This window comes from Methanomicrobiales archaeon HGW-Methanomicrobiales-1 (assembly GCA_002839675.1).
Lineage (GTDB): Archaea > Halobacteriota > Methanomicrobia > Methanomicrobiales > Methanospirillaceae > Methanoregula.
In genome coordinates, this window is the sequence record PGYM01000003.1 from 105,394 (window position 1) to 124,415 (window position 19,022).

Genomic DNA, 19,022 nt, shown 5'->3' on the forward strand with positions numbered 1-19,022 from the left:
TTCCTCTATTTTCAGATAATTATAATACTCCCTTTTGCAGATTAGACTGCATGGCACTCAAGGAAAAGATCCTGGATGTGATAGAAGGCCTGCACCCGGCCGCAGTGGCAACGGTTGCTGACGGGTTGCCGGCGGTGCGGTTCATGGCCCTGTCAGGTTTTCCCGACATGACCTTTGTCGGAGGGACCATGAAGGGAACGCACAAAGTTGCCGAGCTGAAGAAAAATCCCCATGCTGCAATTTCCATCTGGTCCGGCAAGGAATTTACCGATCCCTATGTCGAGATCAAGGCAAAGGGGGAAGTGCACGAGGATCTGGCAACCAAAAAGCGGTACTGGAACCCGATGTTCGAGCAGTATTTCAAATCCATCGACAACCCGGATTTCGTAGTCCTGAAATTCACCGCAGAAGAGGTTACGTATCACGAACCAAAAAAGATGGCACAGGAAATCTGGAAGCGATAATTGCGTGCACTTTTATCGCAAACTTTTTTTTTTAATTTTTGGTGACTAAAAAATCCGTATGCTTTTTCCCGGTTCTGCATGCCGGATACCGCCCGTTTCCGGTCCCATCGTACGATCGTTTATCCCGTCAGCGTGACAATCGATACGAACGAGCCCCACTTTATGTCAGCTACCCAGTTTTTCCCTATCCCCCCGGAACTCCTCGCTCTTGCCTGCGAGACGGTGAACCGGCGTATTGGCCCGTTGCCCTACCAGCAGGACGGCATAACCGTAACGCAGGAGCTTATCGGCGTCACCATGGAATGCCTCAACGCGGAGTTTTCCAAAACGCTTGCGCTGCATACGAAAAAAACCGAGGAACCGGCAACCGAAGGCCTTGACCAGTGCGTTGCACAGCGCCTGAACCTTTCAGAAGATATTTCCTGCTCCGATGTGATGACCGATGTGCTCTGCCGTGCGGGAATTGCCGAGAAAACGGAGGTCGTTGACCGTACATCCCATGCGCGGAGCCGCGGAGTCCGGCTGCAGCCTGCCTGGACGTGGCATAGTGCATCGGCCCCGGTCTCGCACCTGCCAACGCCGGCAGCAGAACCCGGGAGAGACACTCCTCCTGATCCGTGGATGAGTCTCTGCCCCGTCTGTAAGACGGGTATCTTAAACCGGGTGTTCGGAAAGCAGTTGTATGGCATTCCCCACACCGATTATTACGTGGAATGCACCCATTGCGGGGCAAAATTCATCCCGGAAAAAGAGAAGTTCTGCTTAGTTTCCATTGCCACCATCCGCGATCCTATCTGGAAACACCATGTGAACAGGTCTTATCTGCCCGAAGCATGGATCGAGATCGCGCGCGCCAGTGGATCGGTCACGCCAAAGCGTTCGGGCACGGTATCCCACCGGCGTTTAACTCCTGTCACGCCGTTCAGTGCACCGAACGGCCCCCAGGTTCGCACTCCTGCAGTGTCGGTAGTGCTGAAGACCGGTACGCTTCAACCCATGAAAGACGGTTCTTTGGGTGTCCCTGTGCTGGATAAGATCCTCTATTTCAAACCGGTAAAACTGATCTTTTCCGGGGGACTCAAAGAGGATGTCTTTGAAAAAGAGCAGGGGCTTTTACAAGACGCCATCAGCACGCCGGCCTATTCCCACCTTAAAGCAAAAACCGAAGAGAAGTATGCAAATTACCTCCCTCTCCGCCTCGGTCTCTTTCTCTGGGAAAGAAAAGAGAAGCACGATCCTTTCTTCCGCGAATTCCTCAACCCGTGGGGCGATGAAAAATTCGGCACTTTCATGGTGGAGGACAGTGTCCTGTCCGGCAGGAAAGGGGTATACCTTGTTGTTGCAGACGGGAAAGCCTGCCATGCCGGTTACAGTCACGATTCGTTCAAGCAGACCCTGACCCGCGAGTTCAGCCGGATCACCGCGGGGGACTGTCTCCTTGACCGGGACGGGACCCGCTGCCGGATCAATGCGCTGCTCTGCATGAACAAAAAAACCGCAGCGGTATACCTCCATGCGAGCGATAATGAGGAGGAAAGTGTACGGATTGCCGGAGCCCTGACGGGCCATACCCCGGTTTCCACGCCATAAACCATTGTTGCTGTTCTGCGATACCGATCACAGAATTTTTCATATGCAATGTAAACATTATAGTTATCTACTCTGGTTACCTGCCAAGGAGATCCTGAATGAAGTGCCCTCACTGTGGGATGAATATACGCGATAATATAGTGGAGTGCGGCTATTGCGGAGGAAAGATCCCGCAAAGCAAAAATAAAGGTTCCATAGCGGGTGGCAGGACTGTACCCAAAGCGGGTGCTGCAAAAAAAGTAACCGAACCTGTAAGGCCGCAGGATGAAGAGGCCGAAGATGAAGAAGGGGGACTCTCACCCTACCTGCAGCCGGGCGAGCAGGTACAGATCGGGTCTCTCAATGTATCAGTGAAAAAATTCTTTTTCCATGCATACCTCAGCGACAAGCGGATTTTTTTAATCGATACGCAGGAAAAGAAACTCAAGGTAACGGCCAAGGATGTGGCAAGGGATACTATCGCCGACTGCTCCAGCGAATTTTCCGAAAATTCCGATCCCGTCCTTGTAATTTCTATCCGGTCTCCTGACGATGAGATAAAGACGATGAAGATAGTCTTTGTCCAGAATGGCATGGACCGGTCCGCCGAGATTGCCGAATGGCTCTCGATCCTGCAGGACGAAAAACCGCATAAAAAACCCGCCCGGAAGGCTGTCGAAGAGCCCATCCCTGAAGAGGAAGAACCGGCCATAGTTCAACCCGCAGAAAGACCTGTACAGAGAGAAGTGATGCACCCGGTAAGAAAGCCGGCCAAGGATCACGAGAAACAACCCCCGGTAAAACGGCATCTCTCGATCTATAAGGTTTCCGAAGAAGAAAAAGAGCCGGAACGCGAAGAGGAAGAGCCCCCCCGGCGTCACCCGATCCGGCAGCAGGAACCGGTGAGACGTTCGATCTCGATCACGGGTTATGAACGGGAGATCCCCCCCACCCATGAAGAACCGGTCAAGCAGGTGAAAAAACCTGACGTGCAACCGTCAATGAAAGTTGCCATGAAGAGTGCGATGGAGCCGCTCAGGCAGCCCTCTTCACACCCGGTGCGGAGAGTTACTGCAGAGCCCATGCGCCGCCAGCCGGTTGCAGAACCCGAGCACCCCCCGTTTGTTGAAATTCTTCCGGAGGAGCAGCCGGAGCACCATGAAAAACCCGCACGGGAGGAAGTTGCCGGAAATCCCAAGTTCTGCCATAACTGCGGCAAGAACCTTCCCCACAGTGCAAACTTCTGCCCCGGGTGCGGGACCAAACTCTCGGCTCCCAAACCAGGGCATGCAACCGGAGAATCCCACTCCCCGGCAAAGTCCGAGTCGCACGCTTCGTCCGCCCCGCAGAGGAAAGTGCCCAAGATCACGGTATCCACTGCCGATGAGGATGATGAGGATAAGAAAGAAGTTGCGCCCGCCCCGGTAAAACCGCCGATAAAAAAGGCCCCCCGGGGCAGTGAAATGACGATCCTTCACAAATTCCTGCGAAGATAAAACGCTCAATGGACAATCCATTGAATTTTTTTCAACAAATTTTTCCTGGTATCTCTTACAGCCATTTTCATGTTGTTTTAAAAAAGTCCCCAATCTCCTGTTTCATACCCGGTGTAGGCATTTTTCATTCTTACCGGTAATTTTTATCTGATGGATTGTTCTTACCTCAATATAAAAAAAGCAGGAATCCTGTTCTTTCCCGGTGATAATTCACTGGAGATAAGCGCTTTTTCTATTACTCCCAATCATTTTTGGGCATCATAAGAAAACGGTTATATCACTACCAGTCCCAGTTTATTAGTACTAAGTTTCACGAGGACATCAATGAAGAGAAATATTCAGATTGAAGCATTGGACCAGATCCCCCTTGAAAAGCAGCGGATTGAACTTGTTGAACGCAAATGCCTTGGCCACCCGGACAGTCTTGCTGACGGGATTGCTGAATCGATCAGCCAGGCACTCTGCAAAACCTACCTTGAGGAGTTCGGGGTAGTGCTTCACCACAATACCGACCAGGGAGAAGTTGTTGCCGGAGAATCCCGCCCGAAATTCGGCGGTGGCAAGATGATTCGCCCGATTTACGTCCTGCTCGATGGGCGTGCAACCAAGCAGTTCAACGGTGTTACCATACCCGCAGATTCCGTAGCAGTTGAAGCTGCTCACGCATATCTCCACAAGATTCTTCCCGAACTCAATCTCAACCGGGATCTGATGGTTGACTGCCGTCTCGGAACTGGTTCTACCGATCTCCGGGATGTCTTCAAGCCCTCGCAGGGAAAAACCCCCCGGGCAAATGACACCTCTTTTGGTGTCGGGCATGCACCCTTCTCCGAAGTTGAGACGATCATCAAAGCTGCAGCCGAATATATCGATGTGAAACTCCGGAAGAAATATCCGGCAATCGGACAGGACATCAAGATCATGGGCCTGCGTGACGGCAACACGATCACCCTGACCATTGCCTGCGCTATTGTCGACAAATACTGCGCAAACATCAAGGAGTACAAGGAATACATGGTCATTCTCAATGAGGAGATCGTCAAGATCGCAAAGAAGACAACAAAGCGCAAAGTTGTTGTCCATGTCAACACCGCTGACGATATCAAGAAAGAGAGTGTCTTTTTGACCGTGACCGGCACCTCTGCGGAGATGGGCGATGACGGTTCGGTCGGTCGCGGCAACCGCTGCAATGGCCTGATCACTCCCAACCGCCCGATGAGCATGGAGGCAACCAGCGGCAAGAACCCGATCAACCACATCGGTAAGATCTACAACCTTCTCTCTACCCAGATTGCAACGGAATGTGTCAAAAAAGTGGACGGAATTGACGAGATGTATGTCCGGCTCCTGTCGCAGATCGGAAAACCCATCGACCAGCCGCTCGTAGCCAGCGTGCAGGTGCTGCCGCAGTGTGGCATCAAGCTCAAGGACATCAACGGCGAGATTCTCTCGATCGTGGATGAAAAACTTGCAACCGTTACCCATGTCACCGAGGCAGTCATCCGCGGTGAACTCAGGACATTCTGATCGTATACAGGAAAGACCGTGACAGCCGAAAAGACCAGGAAAACAACAAGGGCCGGGAAAACCGGTACCTCCACTCCTTTTTCTGATGTAGTGCGTCTTGCCATCCCCAACAAGGGCAGGATTGCAGAGCCGATCATGGAGCTGGTGGAAAAGAGCGGGCTCCATCTCGCAGAGACCGGGGAACGGCGCCTCATCACCCGCACCCTCGATCCCCACGTGGAGATCCTCTTTGCCCGTCCTATCGATATTCCGGAGTATGTAGCTACGGGTGCAGCAGATCTCGGCATCACCGGCCATGATATGGTTATCGAGCGGGAGTCCGATGTGGAAGAACTGCTCGATCTCCAGTCCGGGAAAGGAAAACTGGTTCTGGCTGTGCACGAGGATTCCACGATCACTTCGGCAAAACAACTAGCTGGAAAGAAGATTGCTACCGAATTTCCGGTCATCACCCGCACGTACTTCGCACAGCAGAAGGTAAAGGTCAATGTGGTGCTGGTCGGCGGTGCCTGTGAAGCAACGCCGCACCTCGGGATTGCGGATGCGATCATCGACCTGACGAGTTCGGGTACCACGCTTAAGACCAACCGGCTCCGGGTCATCGACGAAGTACTCCAGACGTCAACGTTCCTGATCGCAAACAAGGAATCGCTCCGGACCAAGAAAGAGAAGATCGATGAGATCCACCTTGCCCTGGAAAGCGTGATCCGGGCACGCGGCCAATGCTACCTGATGATGAACGTGAAACGTTCCTCTCTGGATGCAGTAAAACAGGTGCTGCCCGGTCTTTCAGGGCCAACCGTCATGGATGTGGCATCGAATGAAGGTCTTGTCGCGGTGCATGCCGTGGTGAACGAGGAGCGGGTCTATTCCCTCATCAATGCGCTGCGGCGGGCCGGTGCAAAAGATATCCTCGTGATGGCAATCCAACGGATGATCCGCTGATCTTTTATGAAAATTTTTCCCGCTGTTGACATCCTCGGGGGCAAGTGTGTCCAGCTGGTGCAGGGCAAACGGGAGAGTGCAACGGCGTATGGCGATCCGCTTGCCTGTGCAACCCGCTGGCTCGACCAAGGTGCCGATGCCCTCCATGTGGTGAATCTCGACGGGGCATTTGGGAGTTCAAAACAAAATGCAGAACTCATCGCCGAACTTATCAAAAAGACCGGTGTCGAGATTGAGCTGGGGGGCGGGATCCGCTCGGTTGAAGACGCCGCCCACTGGCTGAATACCGGTGTGTCGCGGGTCATCATCTCCACGCTTGCCACCCAGAAACCGGAATGTATCCGGATTCTTGCTGACGAATATGGCAGCGAACGGGTGATGGCGGGCGTGGATGCGAAAGGCAACCAGATAGCGGTGCACGGCTGGCAGGAGACCGCCGGCAACTACCTTGACTGGACCACCCGGTTCGAGGAACTGGGGGCGGGCTCCCTGCTCTACACCAATGTGGATGTAGAGGGATTGCAGCAGGGAGTACGGTTCGAGCCGGTGAAGCGGCTGATCGATCATACCCGCCTGCCGGTGGTGGTGGCCGGTGGCGTATCGGCCCGATCGGACGTTGCAGGTCTCAAAGAGATCGGTGCGTTCGGGGCGGTGCTCGGCTCTGCCCTGTACAGCGGGAAGATTGGATTAAAAGAAGCACTGGAGGAGAGCCAATGAGAGTTGTGGAAGTAAAGCGGGAAACAAAAGAGACAAAGATTGTAATTAAGCTGAATCCTGATGGCGCCGGAAAAATAACTGTCGACAGCGGTGTTCCATTCTTTGATCATATGCTCAACGCGATGGCAAGGCACGGGGGATTTGATCTCACCTGCACAGCCAAAGGCGATCTCGGGGTGGACTGCCACCACACGATAGAGGATATCGGGATCGTGCTCGGGGATGCGTTAAAGCAAGTGATGGGGGACGGTGCCGGGATAAAGCGTTTCGCCCACGCGATCATCCCCATGGATGAATCAATATCCACGGTAGTACTTGACTGCGGGGGCAGGGGATATCTTGTCTTCACCGGCGCTTTCGGTGGCAGGGCAGTAGGCAATATTCCTGCAGATATTTTCGAGCATTTCTTCTACAGCGTATGCAATCGGGCCGGTATCACGGCACATATCGCTTTTACCGGCAAGAACGATCACCACCAGTGCGAAGCAATGTTCAAGGCATTCGGGATTGCGCTTGGTGAAGCGTTGTCCATGAGCGGGGACGGGAAGGTCCGGAGTACTAAGGGGAAGTTCTGAGGAAATTCTTTCCGATATATCATAATTTTTTTAAGCAAAACATTTTCGATGAAATTTTTCATTGCTATCAGCAAATTCTTCGCTTGTATTTTGGATTGCGACTGAATTTTTTATCTCTTCTTTGAATTTAGGATTCCACCCACCCCCTTCGGGGGTCGCTCGGCCGCCTCGTCGGGGCCTCGCTGGGCAGGTCGGTTTATGGGACATCCGGTCTCTGAATTGCTCTTGGGGGCCACGGCATTCTTCTCCCGTCACTTTGGCATCCCCCATATTGCAATTGCGCTCAATATGGTGACAAGAATTCCAGAAGGGGGTCAAGGGGATGCTCCCCTTGGGCTGCCTCCCCCACTGGGGGGGAGAGGGGGTCACCCTCCCAACGGCTGTAGGGAATGAAGAATCAAGATAACAAGAGATTTTTATCGAGCCCAATTTCTTGAGAAAAACATTCCTAATAAAATTACAAAAATACTACAAACGAACCTGCGAGAAAAAAAGAGTTAATCTAGGGCTTTGCTGCCAGATCAACGTCTTCTTTCTTGATCGTCTTTCTGCCTGCGTGCTCGGCTAACTTGTTAGCTTCCTTGGTGAGCGATGCAATGTACTTCTCGGCCTTGATAACAAGTGCCTCTGCTGCATCGCTTCCCACGCGTTCGGCTCCGTTCTTCTTTGCAATCCGCACAACTGCGGCGATTGGTAAATCTGCCATGTTTCTTACCTCAAAAAGAAATCTTATTGGTATATATAAAAACTTTCTGGACAAATGTCCCAAATTACCCTGCAATATGATTTCTGGGGGCATCCCATTTAGTATGGAGAAATCGGGCTTCAGAATTTCGCAGAATATTTTTTATTTCCATTTAAGAGGTTTTTTTCGAAAAAAAGAGTGAATTTTGGGTTTTAAATTATTCTAACAAAGATGCTGCGAGCAATAGCGTATTGGCATAATTTGGTGAGGCGCGCGAACTATCCACGAAAATTCTGCTGATATTTACTACGGGCGCGCCATGACCCTGCCCGCCACCCAGAAATACGAGTGTGCGAAAGACCAGGTTACCGGAAATCCCGTCGGGTGCGATGATAAGGCCACAGGTTTCAACTGCATCTTCAATCAGGATCTCGCAGTGGGTTGCATTCCCCATGCGGGCGAGAAGTTCGGCATCGGCCATGCTCGCATCTACCAGCGGGTGCCTGCCGACATCGCCCAGACGACCGCCCGACAGGATACCGACTTTTTCCGGCAGCCCGAATTTCTTTGCAATGACCCTGCCTTTTTTGATAAGTTCGAGTTTTTCTTCAACGGTCCACCCTTCATCCACGCCAACCGGGGTGAGCAGGAACTTTTTCCCGGAAACCGTCTCAAGAAGTGCAATACGCTCGAGATGATCGACACCTGCTGCTTTTTTCAATGCTTTTAAGGTGGCATTGGCCGGCAGGGTGCCCCGCACGGCCGCATCGATCCGGCCTGCCATCAGGTCGTCGACCAGCGCCTGTTCCGGGTGGGGGTGCTCAACGATACTTACCCGGTTTCCCGCTGATTTTTTATCAACTGTGCCGGGGCTGCAATAACAGACGATTTCAAATGTCCCGCTTACGCTGTTGACACTCTGTATGACCTTTTTTGGATCTTCAGCGATCCCGATACCGATACGCTTTACCGGCCCTGGCATGCCACATCCTCTTCGGACAGGTGCATAATACCGTTTTTAATAAAATCAAAGACCTGCGTATCCTTGCCCTCGTATCGTATCCGCAGTTCCCGTGTTGCGTTGACCGTTCCGATTTCGTGGGCCGTCATTCCCACGCTGGCAAAGAGCCGGATAAGTTCCTGCACATGCGCCTTGTTTGCGGTCATGATAAAGCCCATGCCCGGGTACATCCGTACCCACTGCTCGAATGAAATATTATTATCCGACAGGTTCGGTTTTGGGATCAGGCCGAGATCGATCTCGGCGCCTTTCCCGCTCACTTCCAGCAGCATCCCCAGCGTACCGATGATACCCGGGTTGCTGATATCCTTGCCTGCGGTGACCAGATGCTTACTGCCGATCTGCTCCATTAAGGAGATCTGGGCCCGGACTTCCGCAGCGGACTTCATAGTGACCGAGTCCCAGTTAAGCGCACAGGACGGGTGGACCCGGCCCGAGATATCGATGGCGGCAACAACACTGTCGCCGACCTGCGCAGTATGGCTGTAGATGATCGAATCCATCCGGGCAGATCCCAGGATCGAGACATCGATGACGCTGTAGGGGGCATCGGGATGCAGGTGGCCGCCGACAATCGGGACGCCGAACTGTGCGGATGCATCGTGCATGCCTTTTACCACCTGTTCCTGCACGGTGTTCTTGGCAATGGAGAAAATGTCCACCATCGCGATCGGGTGACCGCCCATTGCCGCGATATCATGAATATTGACGAGCACCGAGCAGTATCCTGCCCAGTAGGGATCGGCTTCCATGAGCCGGCTCCAGATGCCGTCTGCGGCAAGCAGCAGCGCTTCGCCATTGTGCTCGATCACGGCAGCATCCTCTCCAAAGGAAGCAATCACATGCGGGGCATCGATCTTCAATGCCCGTACCATCTCACCGATAGTATGTTTGCGCCGGACACCCTCGTATTCCCGGACTACTTTTGCAATCGTCTCTGTTGAGCAGTTGTGGGTCACGGCATCACCTGAAATCGACTAAAAACAATTGTGTATACCCTAGTTTCGTTTCATCAGAGATAATTTATTTGATATAGGGTCAACGTGTCTGTATGGACTGGGCAGAAAAATACCGCCCCGTACACCTGCAGGATATTGTCGGCAATGGGTCGGCAGTCCGGCAGATTGCGGAGTGGGCGAAGAACTGGACGAGAAAATCAAAACCTCTCCTGATCTACGGCAAGCCCGGTATCGGTAAGACCTCCTGTGCATACGCGCTGGCAAATGACATGAAGTGGGAGTCCATTGAACTCAATGCAAGTGACACGCGGACCGCCGGGGTCATCGAGCGTATTGCCGGAGCGGGAAGCCAGACCGCAAGCCTGACGGGGGCCTTGCGGAAGTTAATCGTACTGGACGAAGCCGATAACCTGCAGGGAACCTCAGATCGCGGCGGTGCCAAGGCAATCATCGATTGCATAAAAAATGCCCAGCAGCCGATCATCCTGATAGCAAATGATCTCTATGGGCTCACTCCTGAACTGCGTTCCCGGTGCGAACCGGTCCAGTTCAAAGCGGTCCCGGCCCGGTCGATCGCCCCGCGGCTCAAGTATCTCTGCTCTGCTGAGAAGATTACCTGCAGTGATGCAGCGATTCACGCCATTGCCGACAGTGCAGAAGGGGACATACGATCTGCGGTCAACATGCTCTATGCAGCGGCAATCGGGCGGGACTCCATTGACGATGCGCAGGTGCACACCTCCCAGAAAGACGAACGGGTATCGATCTTCTCGCTCATATCGGCCCTGTTCGGGAATACTTCCGATGCGGAACTGCTGCGCTTATCCTATGATGTCGATGACACGCCCGAAACCATCGAGCAGTGGGTGGAGGGAAATATCGGCCAGATTGCTGACCCTTCGGCAGTTGCGCGGGCCTACCAGCACCTGGCGCGAGCCGATGAGTATCTTGGCAATACCTACCGCCGGCAGTATCATACTCTCTGGCGTTATGCAACAGCGATAATGCTGCTGGGGGTTGCCGATGCTGCCGGTGGCAAAGGCATCCATGCACGGATCATGCCCCCCGAGCGTTGGCAGAAGATGTCAACAGCCAAGAAACAGAAAGCGATCAGGATTGCGCTGCTCAACAAAATTGCCGGTACTATGCACATCCCGCAGAGTACCCTGCGCGAAGAGTACCTGGGCACCTTTTCCCTGCTGGTCGATAACAACCCGGCAGGATATGCCCGGGAGATGATGCTGGATGCAGACCAGCTCAATTTCTTCTTAAACGACCGGGCACGTGCATCAGAGATCGTAAAGGCGATTGAAAAAGAAGAGAAAGAACGGGTAAAAGAACAGGAAAAGGTTAAGGATCCGCAGAAAAAGTCAAAAAAAGAATCCCAGCCAAAACCCGGACAGTTGCCGGAGGGCGAACCTGCCCCGGCTGAGCCGGTTAAAGCAGAACCTGCAAAAGCTGAGCCCGTGAAAACAGAACCCGTGAAAGAACCGGAACCTGCAACCATTGCGCCACCTGAGCCGGCAGAGAAAAAACCCCCGGCCCGGACCCAGTCAACCCTGTTTGACGGGTTCTGAACGGACGTGATACCGGTGGAGGAGCACCCCGCAGTCAATGATCTCCCCCCCATTTTCCCAGGATTCAAAACCAAGATGGTACACGACCAGGTCTGCATTGACCCGCCGTGCAAGTTCTATTAGCGGGGGGATCATCTCTATCGCCGGGCGAATTGCGTAAATGACCTCCACACCGTCATACAGGGACAGATCGGGAGAAAAAATATCGTCCCGGGAAAAAGGAAGCCCGCTGAAAATTTCAAGCGCTTTTACATCGGTACAGCGAACGAGCCTGCCGGCATCCCTGACGATGCGGGCGGCCACTTCATTCCTGCCAATGCCGACTTCGATGGCACGGGAATAGTGCGAGGCTATGTAGTTGCCGACGCATGTCTCAATATGTTTATAGTCACGCATTCCAACAGAATATAGCGATGCATGTCCATATTTTTTGGGATGCCCAGTCACCGGCCGGGCTCCAGATGCCCGTTTCCCGGAAAATTTCTTCGATTCTTGGCGTGCCTACCACGGTCTCTGAAAACCATGTTCGCATGATGGGATATGTCAACGAGCGCCGGCAGATCGATGCGGCGGCGCTTCTTGACAGTATCCAGACGTATAAGCACCGCCACGCGATCGAAGACCCGGTGCTGCTGGTGGTGCACCAGGACCTGTTTAAAGACGGCAGCAGTTTTGTCTTCGGGCTCGCCCGGGAATCCGTTGGTGCGGCAGTGGTCTCATCGGCCCGTTTGTCAAATGAGTATTACGGGCTTTCCGGCAATGACGATGACCTGATGGACCGGATGGTAAAAGAGGGCGCACACGAGATCGGGCACCTGCTGGGCCTCGGGCACTGCAACAATAATGAATGCGTGATGTTCAGGCCAAATACTCTTGACGAACTGGACCGCAAGAAAAAACAGCTCTGTTCTACCTGTTACGAACAGATGGCACAACTCCGGGAAACCCCAAAAAAATAAGATGTTCCCTGATCGTCAAATAATTTCTTTTCCTTACACTCCTGGAATTCAATCCATCGCGCGATTCTTCAAGAATGTGATTATCACCCTATGTTTTATCTAGTGGGATAACCCAGCGGATGGTATGAAAACAATCCCTCTTGGTGTGGCAGGCAGCGGTCTCCTGATTGTCCTGCTTTTGATCGGTGGTTGTACATCTACGGCACCCCAGGCACCTCTGCCAACTCCTGCTGTTGTAACAACACCCCTGGTTACTCCGGTCCCTCCAACTCCGGTACCGTATCCTGATGCCCTGAAACTGGGCCAGGAGGCGTCCTTTGGAACCGGTGACAAGACCGGGAAGGCAACGGTCTATCGCACAAATGTGATGCAGAATTACACGTGGACTTCACCATCCTGGAACAGCCCGAGTGAACAGGCTGAAGCCGGCTCTCCGTTAGGCACGCAGCGGGGATACAATACTGCAACCCCCGGCCCGGGAAATGCGTTTCTCTTTGTGTTCATAAAAGCTGCCAGTACCGGCAGCAATTCGGTGTATGCCCCCTCCCCCAAGCAGTTCGTGGTGAGCATCAATGGCCAGACCTATACCTATCAATCGGTTGCCAGTGCTGATGTTACCATTTCCGGCATTCGACAGAATCAGTATGATTACCTGCTCGGAAATGGTGGAACCGGGGGATATATCCTGCCGGGAGTGAGCAATGCGATTGATGGTTACTTAATCTATGAAGTACCGGCATCGGTCCTGGCTGAAAAGACCTACCTCCTCTGCAACCTTGACCCGGAAACGCAGGCTGTATGGAACCTTGGCTAAAACTTTTTTTTGTTACGATCCCGGGAATACGGGTATATATTGACGATGAACCGGTTTTTGAAAAAAATCTCTTATTATATTCAAAACTTAGGCAGTAGTGCCACGAATTTTTCCCACAATTCTGGTCAGAACCAGGATTCAATAGAGACCAGCGGGAATGAAGAGATTGCGTTTTTCCGGTTGCCCCGGTAATGAAGGAGCGGCAATACTCCGGAGAAATTGATGGATCACTTCGTCAGTTCTGTTCAACGCAAAACGGATATTCCGGAAACGTTGATAGAGAATTATCCTTCCTTACGGGTTGATGGAGAACAAAAATGACGCGTTGTTCCGCAATCACCAATCCACTCTCTGTCTGGCATGCTGCCCCGGGTCACCCGGAATGCCAGGCACGGCTTGATGCAGTTATGTCTGTTCTCCCTCCCTCTCTCCCCCTCTATTCCGCACCTCCTGCCCCCCTCGAGGATGTGGAACGAATACATGACCCTTATTTTCTCCGGTGGCTTGCAATGCAGTGTGAAACCACCCCCTCGGTATACTATCTCGATCGGGATACCTATATTACTCCCCGTTCATTCGATGTGGCTCTCCATGCAGCAGGTGCCGCGATTGCAGCAGCGCAAAGGGCAATGAATGGCGAACACTGTCTTTCGCTCACCCGTCCCCCGGGCCACCATGCGGAACGCGATCGTACCATGGGGTTCTGCCTGCTCAACAATGCCGCAATTGCTGCAAAGCACGCACTGGGGAGTGTTGACCGGGTTGCGATCATTGACTGGGATGTCCACCACGGGAACGGCACGCAGCAAGCATTTTACCACAGCGACCGGGTGCTCTACTGCTCCGTCCACCAGAGAGGAATGTTCCCCTATTCCGGGGATGTCAGTGAGTCGGGAACAGGAGCTGGTGCAGGGTATACCATCAACGCGCCGCTCGCTGCAGGTGCCGGTATCGGGGATTATCAAGAGGTCTTTTCCGGGATCTTCTGCCCGGCACTCCGGCGTTTCCGCCCGGATCTGGTCATCATTTCAGCCGGGCAGGATCTTCTTTTTGACGATCCGCTGGGCTGGATGCGGATCCGGCCCGGGGATTGTGCAATCCTGACCCGGCTTATAATGGATGCTGCGGAAGGATCGATGGCATTTGTCCTCGAAGGGGGGTATGGCCCGTCCCACGGTGAGGCAGTCCGGCAGATCCTTTCCGCACTTACCCGGGAGCGGGATATTCCGGTACCCGGCAAAATTTCCGTATCACAAGAAACGCGGGCAGTAGTCTCGCAGCTCAAAAAAATTCACGGGTTACCCTGAAGGTCAGGCCGTGGGCAGGATATCGATCTCCATCTCGCTGATCTCCTGGTACACTTTTTTCATCTTGAGTATCGGCCAGAGCTCGTAAAGAAGCACGGTGACCGGTTCCCACATGGCAGCCCACCCGATGATCAGGAGTGCGTCGGCAAAGATCTGTGCTGCCAGTTGCTGGCTCAGGTGGGAAACCATCTGTCGTGCCAGAAGCGCAATGGTCAGGAATGAAAGACCGATCAACATTGTAGTTCTGCCATGCCGAAAATGCAATCGGAATTTACGGTCTGCACTCATCACCCGGTATTCGAAATGGTGCTGGATCGCGGGTTTTATCTTTCTGGCCTGCTCGCTCTCTGCCAGTTCTTTTGGCAGGTAGATGACTATTTTGAACTTCGTTTTTGCGGGAAAATCCTTGACGGCATCGATAATATAGTGTTCTGCGGCTGTATCGAGTTCCTTTTCATGGAATGGTGCAGGATCAAAAGAATTGAAGAGCTGCATGATGGACGAGAGTTTGATCTCGATGAGAATTTTGCCATCTTCTTTTTTATACAGCGATTCGATACCCGTCATGTGCACGTGCCTTAGATTGCGTAGAGTGGCAGAACCAATAAACCTGCCTTTGTTCCCGTGTTATCCCCGGAATGTCCTGAAGCAAGTGCACCCCGCAAAAACCCGGGAAAACTCCCCCAAAAAAAGGGACACAAGGATAATTAAAAATATCCGGCCTGCAGATTAAAAATTATTCTTTCTCTTTGACGTACAGGACCCCTTCGGGTTCTTTATAGTCAGTCTTGATAACTATGGTATTGGAAATACGGTTGAAGACCCGGAGTTTTGTATTGGGCATGGCTAGCCACCCGATAAGGCAGTCCAGCGGCAGGAGAAATGCCTTTCCGATGCTTTCAATTGCCGCTGCGCCATAGTGGATTTTTGTCCCGTCGCGGTTGACGACTTTTAAGTTCATCACCATCTTGCCGATGGACTGGCCCCGGAATCCCTCCATTACCGTCCAGTAGAGGAAGAAAAAGATTGTCTCGAAGCCGATGGCAAAGATCTCCCAGTGGCCGTAATCCCACAGGAGAGGGAGTTTCCAGAATGGATCAAATATACCACGAATGATGTTCAAAAACAGAATTACGAGAATTACATCCACAAGCCAAGCCCAGAACCGTGCGCTCCACTTGGCAAGATGAAGGGTTCTTTCAGGAACCGGGCTGATGCATATGGGTTCCGTTACGATCGTTTCATCCGACATTTCAATAAATCTATGTGCAGCATGAGCGAATGAAGTTTACTCTTTTTTTATAAATGCAAAAAAACTTCCCCTTTTCCTGAGAAGAAACTATTTCTGCCCGGGGTATGGAATCAGATTAAGGATACTTATACGGAGTGAATGCGCTACTATGACCGACGCTGTCATCACTGAGTTTGCAGGAACCCGCAGGAATGGTACGATATCCCGCTTCTACCAGTATGGCAGTGGCGGCGTTAAGGTACTTGACGGGAAAAAGTGCTTAAAAAGACTGTATCGCTTTGATCCGGCATCGGACATGATGACCGAACACGATCCCGCCCGGCCGGACCGGATCCTCCGGCGTTTTGTCTTTGACCGGATGGGCATGCTCGAAGAGACCTTCTCGTCCGGGAGCAGGCCGCGGACATACCGCTACGAGCAGGGTGGCCAGCAGATTGCCGTTCGCGAGGGAGGCGATTACGGCCAGGTGGGAAAGACCCTCACGTTCGAAGGTAAAGGCATTGCAGAAACGGCATGGGGGCGGAACGGGGAGATCGAGCGGGTCTTTATTTTCGAGGCCGATAATTCGATCACGGAACGGGCTGGAGGATGGTTTGGAAATGTTGAACGGACCATTATTATTGACGGCGTCAGCGCATCACTCTTCCGGGAACCCGAAGCATTCCTCCAGTTTTTGGTCTTCTCGGAATGGAGCGCCAATGACCGGGAGGAAGTCATCGAGGAGCAGGTAACGAAAATCCGGGGCGGGGGATCGGCAACTTCCGGTCGGAGCCCGTACGCATTTACCGGTGAGCGGCATGCTTCAATCGATACCGGGGAATTGATGGGACGGGGATCTGCCCCGCGTATGCCGGTACAACGGCAGGATGCACGACCGGGCCGGTCTTCAGGTAGTACCGCGGATGCAGGTATTGACTTCATACCGGAAGGTGGCAATCCCGGGCAGGATACCCCGCGCAGGATCGTGCCGCCGTCACGCCCGAGCCGAAATATCTCTTTTGAGGAACGCCTGAACCGTGAAGATCCGGATGATAAGCGCTTTTCTGTGGGAAGAAGTACCGAAATTCCCCTTGAGGAACGCTTCGGGAGCTCACGAGGCGAACGCGAACCTCTCTCGAGAGGCAGGAGTGTTGATATTCCCCTTGAGGAACGCTTCGAGAGCGCACGCAGTGAACGTGAACCGCTGTCAAAAGGCAGGAGTGTCGATATTCCCCTTGAGGAACGCTTCGAGAGCGCTCGCAGTGAACGGGAACCTCTCTCGAGAGGCAGTAGTGTTGATATCCCGCTTGAGGAACGTTTTGAGAGTGCACGCGGTGAGCGGGAAAAGTTATCAAAAGGGAAGAGTGTCGATATCCCGTACAGTGAACGCAGGGGCGGCCGGGAACGCTGATTTTTATTGACCGGTCAAGGTCGGCCTCTCTCATAATATCATGGATTTTCAGGATTTGGGTATGATTTCTCGTTCATGTCCGTTTCGACAATGTAAAATTCTCGTATTCCTGTAAAAAAGTTTTTAGTGCTTTCCTTAGATCGCACGGAGTTTATCGCCAAACCACGGGATGAGATCCTTTTTCCGGGACATCATGGTTGCCAGGTGGATCGGTTGGTCCTTCAATCCCAGTTTTGTTAAAAGCCCGCTTTCAGCTGAGGCAAAGAGCTCGCTCCCGTTTTCGATGACACTGGTGAACAATCCCAGGTAGATGTCGGTTCCCTGCTGCACGCGCAAACGTGCGAGTTCCTTCTGAATCTCATCTGCATGTGCCTGCGGGTAGGCAAACGACGGAACCATCACCTGGGAGATGATCACTTTCTTGCCGAACAGTTCGTACCGTTTCGTGTCCCGCACCAGGAGATCTTCCATGGTTGCCCCTTTGATATTCATCCCCCGTTCCAGCAGTTTTGTGCCAAATGAGACCGGGTCGAGTCCGGTTATCGCAGCGAGGTATGCCACCATCTTGTGATCTTCGGGAGTGGTGGTGGACATTTTCAGGATCAGGGTGTCGGAGAGGATCCCGGCAAGCAGGATCCCGGCAATCTCCGGAGTGGGTGTGATGCCACTTTCTGCATATTTTTTGGTGATGATCGTTGAGGTGGAACCTACCGGATCATTAAGGAACTTGACCGGTTTTAACGTTGAGATGGCCCCGAGCCGGTGGTGGTCGATGATCTCGATGATCTCTGCGGTGTCGATACCCTCAACTGCCTGGGCAAATTCATTGTGATCCAGGAGAATGACCGGCCTGTGCACATCGTCAATGAGGGTTGTGCGGGTTACAATTCCCCTCAACATCCCGTCTTTTTCGACAACGCACGCGGAACGGAACTTGGATGAGTACACGACCTGTTTTGCGTGTGCCAGCGAATCGTCGAGACCGAGCCGGGGGATGTCAGTCTCCATCACCATCCGGGCCGGAAGAGAGAGATTGATCATCGTGCCTACGCCAAATGCATCGAGATAGGTTGCCAGTACCGAAACTCCTTTCTGCGTTGCTTCGCGGATCACCTGCTCACTGACCGGTGCCTTGTCGACAATGATGAGGGCTGCGATTCCTGCGGCTATCAGCGAAAGCTGGACCGGCTCGTTATCGCCAGCGATTGCAATGTCCTTGTCCGTCAGGTTCTTTGAGCGGACCGTGGGTGCATTGATGGCAATAAAAACCCTGCCCCCGAGGGTATCTGCTGCTTTCACCACCACACGGGCACTGAGTATCCTTGCCAGGGTATCGAGTGGAAGGGGCATGATGGCTAGTTCGCCGATGTTTTGTCTTTTGACATAGGCTTGGGCAAGCCCGTGTTCCCCCACAATACCGACAAGCCGTCCCACTTCATCGGTGATCGGCACATTGCGGATATCATGCGCATCCATCAGCGCCGCTACGTCGACCGTCGGTACATCCTGTGTCACGCTGATCCGGTGGATGGCAAGATCGGAGACCCGGGGCTCGATGCTATCGATAAGCACCGGGGCTTTCAGGCCGAATGTCTCAAGGGCAAAACACGTCTCCGCGTTCAGTTCCCCGCACCGGGCAGGAATGTATTTCCCCGGTTCGGCAAGGTTTAAAAACGCTGCATACCCTGTCACGCTGGCAACAGAGTCCGTATCCGGCTGACGATGGCCGATGATCACCACTTTTTTCCCCATGTATCGCCCCTCC

General features: G+C 53.0%; 19 protein-coding genes. 12 read left to right on the top strand and 7 right to left on the bottom strand.

The window, feature by feature from the left end:
- Positions 1 to 50: 50 nt before the first annotated feature.
- From CVV30_10025 to CVV30_10055, 7 genes are all read left to right on the top strand, one after another.
- Entirely contained in the window at positions 51 to 464 is a 414-nt protein-coding gene (locus CVV30_10025) for a hypothetical protein (protein PKL68253.1), read from the top strand.
- 78 nt (positions 465 to 542) lie between these two features.
- A complete protein-coding gene (locus CVV30_10030; GenBank protein ID PKL68254.1) occupies positions 543 to 2,054 on the top strand; it encodes a hypothetical protein in 1,512 nt (503 codons plus the stop codon).
- 119 nt (positions 2,055 to 2,173) lie between these two features.
- A complete protein-coding gene (locus tag CVV30_10035; protein ID PKL68255.1) occupies positions 2,174 to 3,529 on the top strand; it encodes a hypothetical protein in 1,356 nt (451 codons plus the stop codon).
- Between the two features lie 324 nt (positions 3,530 to 3,853).
- Complete coding sequence (locus tag CVV30_10040) at positions 3,854 to 5,056, top strand: S-adenosylmethionine synthetase (protein ID PKL68256.1); 1,203 nt, start codon at positions 3,854 to 3,856, stop codon at positions 5,054 to 5,056.
- 18 nt (positions 5,057 to 5,074) lie between these two features.
- A complete protein-coding gene (locus tag CVV30_10045) occupies positions 5,075 to 6,001 on the top strand; it encodes an ATP phosphoribosyltransferase (protein ID PKL68257.1) in 927 nt (308 codons plus the stop codon).
- 6 nt (positions 6,002 to 6,007) lie between these two features.
- Positions 6,008 to 6,718 (top strand): 1-(5-phosphoribosyl)-5-[(5-phosphoribosylamino)methylideneamino]imidazole-4-carboxamide isomerase, encoded by a 711-nt coding sequence (gene hisA, locus CVV30_10050; protein ID PKL68258.1) that lies wholly within the window; start codon positions 6,008 to 6,010, stop codon positions 6,716 to 6,718.
- On the top strand, positions 6,715 to 7,293 hold the full coding sequence (locus CVV30_10055; GenBank protein ID PKL68259.1) for an imidazoleglycerol-phosphate dehydratase HisB: 579 nt from the start codon (positions 6,715 to 6,717) through the stop codon (positions 7,291 to 7,293). Before hisA ends, CVV30_10055 begins: the two co-directional genes overlap by 4 nt.
- A gap of 502 nt (positions 7,294 to 7,795) precedes the next feature.
- Here CVV30_10055 and CVV30_10060 read toward each other — a convergent pair.
- From CVV30_10060 to CVV30_10070, 3 genes are all read right to left on the bottom strand, one after another.
- Positions 7,796 to 7,999: a histone gene (locus CVV30_10060; protein PKL68260.1), complete on the bottom strand. Its 204-nt coding sequence runs from the start codon at positions 7,997 to 7,999 to the stop codon at positions 7,796 to 7,798.
- A gap of 196 nt (positions 8,000 to 8,195) precedes the next feature.
- Complete coding sequence (locus CVV30_10065; protein PKL68261.1) at positions 8,196 to 8,960, bottom strand: phosphotransacetylase; 765 nt, start codon at positions 8,958 to 8,960, stop codon at positions 8,196 to 8,198.
- A complete protein-coding gene (locus tag CVV30_10070) occupies positions 8,945 to 9,958 on the bottom strand; it encodes a methanogenesis marker 2 protein (GenBank protein PKL68262.1) in 1,014 nt (337 codons plus the stop codon). The genes CVV30_10065 and CVV30_10070 overlap by 16 nt, the downstream gene beginning before the upstream one ends.
- A gap of 92 nt (positions 9,959 to 10,050) precedes the next feature.
- On the opposite strand from CVV30_10070, the gene CVV30_10075 reads away from it, so the two are divergent.
- A complete protein-coding gene (locus CVV30_10075; GenBank protein PKL68263.1) occupies positions 10,051 to 11,535 on the top strand; it encodes a replication protein C in 1,485 nt (494 codons plus the stop codon).
- Here CVV30_10075 and CVV30_10080 read toward each other — a convergent pair.
- Positions 11,512 to 11,931, bottom strand: a complete 420-nt coding sequence (locus CVV30_10080) for a hypothetical protein (protein PKL68264.1) — start codon at positions 11,929 to 11,931, stop codon at positions 11,512 to 11,514. The two genes, CVV30_10075 and CVV30_10080, sit on opposite strands and share 24 nt — an antisense overlap.
- A gap of 17 nt (positions 11,932 to 11,948) precedes the next feature.
- Between CVV30_10080 and CVV30_10085 the strand changes: the two genes are divergently transcribed.
- The 3 genes from CVV30_10085 to CVV30_10095 all read left to right on the top strand — a co-directional run bounded on the left by CVV30_10085 (position 11,949) and on the right by CVV30_10095 (position 14,615).
- Positions 11,949 to 12,494, top strand: coding sequence for a peptidase M54 (locus tag CVV30_10085; protein ID PKL68265.1), 546 nt, complete (start codon positions 11,949 to 11,951; stop codon positions 12,492 to 12,494).
- Positions 12,495 to 12,618: 124 nt separating this feature from the next.
- Positions 12,619 to 13,308, top strand: coding sequence for a hypothetical protein (locus CVV30_10090; protein PKL68266.1), 690 nt, complete (start codon positions 12,619 to 12,621; stop codon positions 13,306 to 13,308).
- A 317-nt stretch (positions 13,309 to 13,625) separates the two neighbouring features.
- Complete coding sequence (locus CVV30_10095) at positions 13,626 to 14,615, top strand: histone deacetylase (GenBank protein ID PKL68267.1); 990 nt, start codon at positions 13,626 to 13,628, stop codon at positions 14,613 to 14,615.
- A 3-nt stretch (positions 14,616 to 14,618) separates the two neighbouring features.
- On the opposite strand, the gene CVV30_10100 is transcribed toward CVV30_10095, so the two are convergent.
- Both CVV30_10100 and CVV30_10105 read right to left on the bottom strand, forming a co-directional pair.
- Positions 14,619 to 15,182, bottom strand: coding sequence for a hypothetical protein (locus tag CVV30_10100; GenBank protein PKL68268.1), 564 nt, complete (start codon positions 15,180 to 15,182; stop codon positions 14,619 to 14,621).
- 169 nt (positions 15,183 to 15,351) lie between these two features.
- Positions 15,352 to 15,867 (bottom strand): RDD family protein, encoded by a 516-nt coding sequence (locus tag CVV30_10105; GenBank protein PKL68269.1) that lies wholly within the window; start codon positions 15,865 to 15,867, stop codon positions 15,352 to 15,354.
- Positions 15,868 to 16,015: 148 nt separating this feature from the next.
- Between CVV30_10105 and CVV30_10110 the strand changes: the two genes are divergently transcribed.
- Positions 16,016 to 17,257 (top strand): hypothetical protein, encoded by a 1,242-nt coding sequence (locus CVV30_10110; protein PKL68270.1) that lies wholly within the window; start codon positions 16,016 to 16,018, stop codon positions 17,255 to 17,257.
- 135 nt (positions 17,258 to 17,392) lie between these two features.
- On the opposite strand, the gene CVV30_10115 is transcribed toward CVV30_10110, so the two are convergent.
- The gene (locus CVV30_10115; protein ID PKL68271.1) at positions 17,393 to 19,009 is read right to left on the bottom strand and encodes a pyrophosphatase; all 1,617 of its coding nucleotides are present in this window, start codon (positions 19,007 to 19,009) and stop codon (positions 17,393 to 17,395) included.
- Between the last annotated feature and the right edge of the window lie 13 nt (positions 19,010 to 19,022).

Coding starts and splice junctions, on each gene's coding strand:
- CVV30_10025 (PKL68253.1), top strand. CDS start 51: ATGGCACTCAAGGAAAAGATCCTGGATGTGATAGAAGGCCTGCACCCG.
- CVV30_10030 (PKL68254.1), top strand. CDS start 543: ATGCCGGATACCGCCCGTTTCCGGTCCCATCGTACGATCGTTTATCCC.
- CVV30_10035 (PKL68255.1), top strand. CDS start 2,174: ATGAATATACGCGATAATATAGTGGAGTGCGGCTATTGCGGAGGAAAG.
- CVV30_10040 (PKL68256.1), top strand. CDS start 3,854: ATGAAGAGAAATATTCAGATTGAAGCATTGGACCAGATCCCCCTTGAA.
- hisA (PKL68258.1), top strand. CDS start 6,008: ATGAAAATTTTTCCCGCTGTTGACATCCTCGGGGGCAAGTGTGTCCAG.
- CVV30_10055 (PKL68259.1), top strand. CDS start 6,715: ATGAGAGTTGTGGAAGTAAAGCGGGAAACAAAAGAGACAAAGATTGTA.
- CVV30_10060 (PKL68260.1), bottom strand. CDS start 7,999: ATGGCAGATTTACCAATCGCCGCAGTTGTGCGGATTGCAAAGAAGAAC.
- CVV30_10065 (PKL68261.1), bottom strand. CDS start 8,960: ATGCCAGGGCCGGTAAAGCGTATCGGTATCGGGATCGCTGAAGATCCA.
- CVV30_10075 (PKL68263.1), top strand. CDS start 10,051: ATGGACTGGGCAGAAAAATACCGCCCCGTACACCTGCAGGATATTGTC.
- CVV30_10080 (PKL68264.1), bottom strand. CDS start 11,931: ATGCGTGACTATAAACATATTGAGACATGCGTCGGCAACTACATAGCC.
- CVV30_10085 (PKL68265.1), top strand. CDS start 11,949: ATGCATGTCCATATTTTTTGGGATGCCCAGTCACCGGCCGGGCTCCAG.
- CVV30_10090 (PKL68266.1), top strand. CDS start 12,619: ATGAAAACAATCCCTCTTGGTGTGGCAGGCAGCGGTCTCCTGATTGTC.
- CVV30_10095 (PKL68267.1), top strand. CDS start 13,626: ATGACGCGTTGTTCCGCAATCACCAATCCACTCTCTGTCTGGCATGCT.
- CVV30_10100 (PKL68268.1), bottom strand. CDS start 15,182: ATGACGGGTATCGAATCGCTGTATAAAAAAGAAGATGGCAAAATTCTC.
- CVV30_10105 (PKL68269.1), bottom strand. CDS start 15,867: ATGTCGGATGAAACGATCGTAACGGAACCCATATGCATCAGCCCGGTT.
- CVV30_10110 (PKL68270.1), top strand. CDS start 16,016: ATGACCGACGCTGTCATCACTGAGTTTGCAGGAACCCGCAGGAATGGT.
- CVV30_10115 (PKL68271.1), bottom strand. CDS start 19,009: ATGGGGAAAAAAGTGGTGATCATCGGCCATCGTCAGCCGGATACGGAC.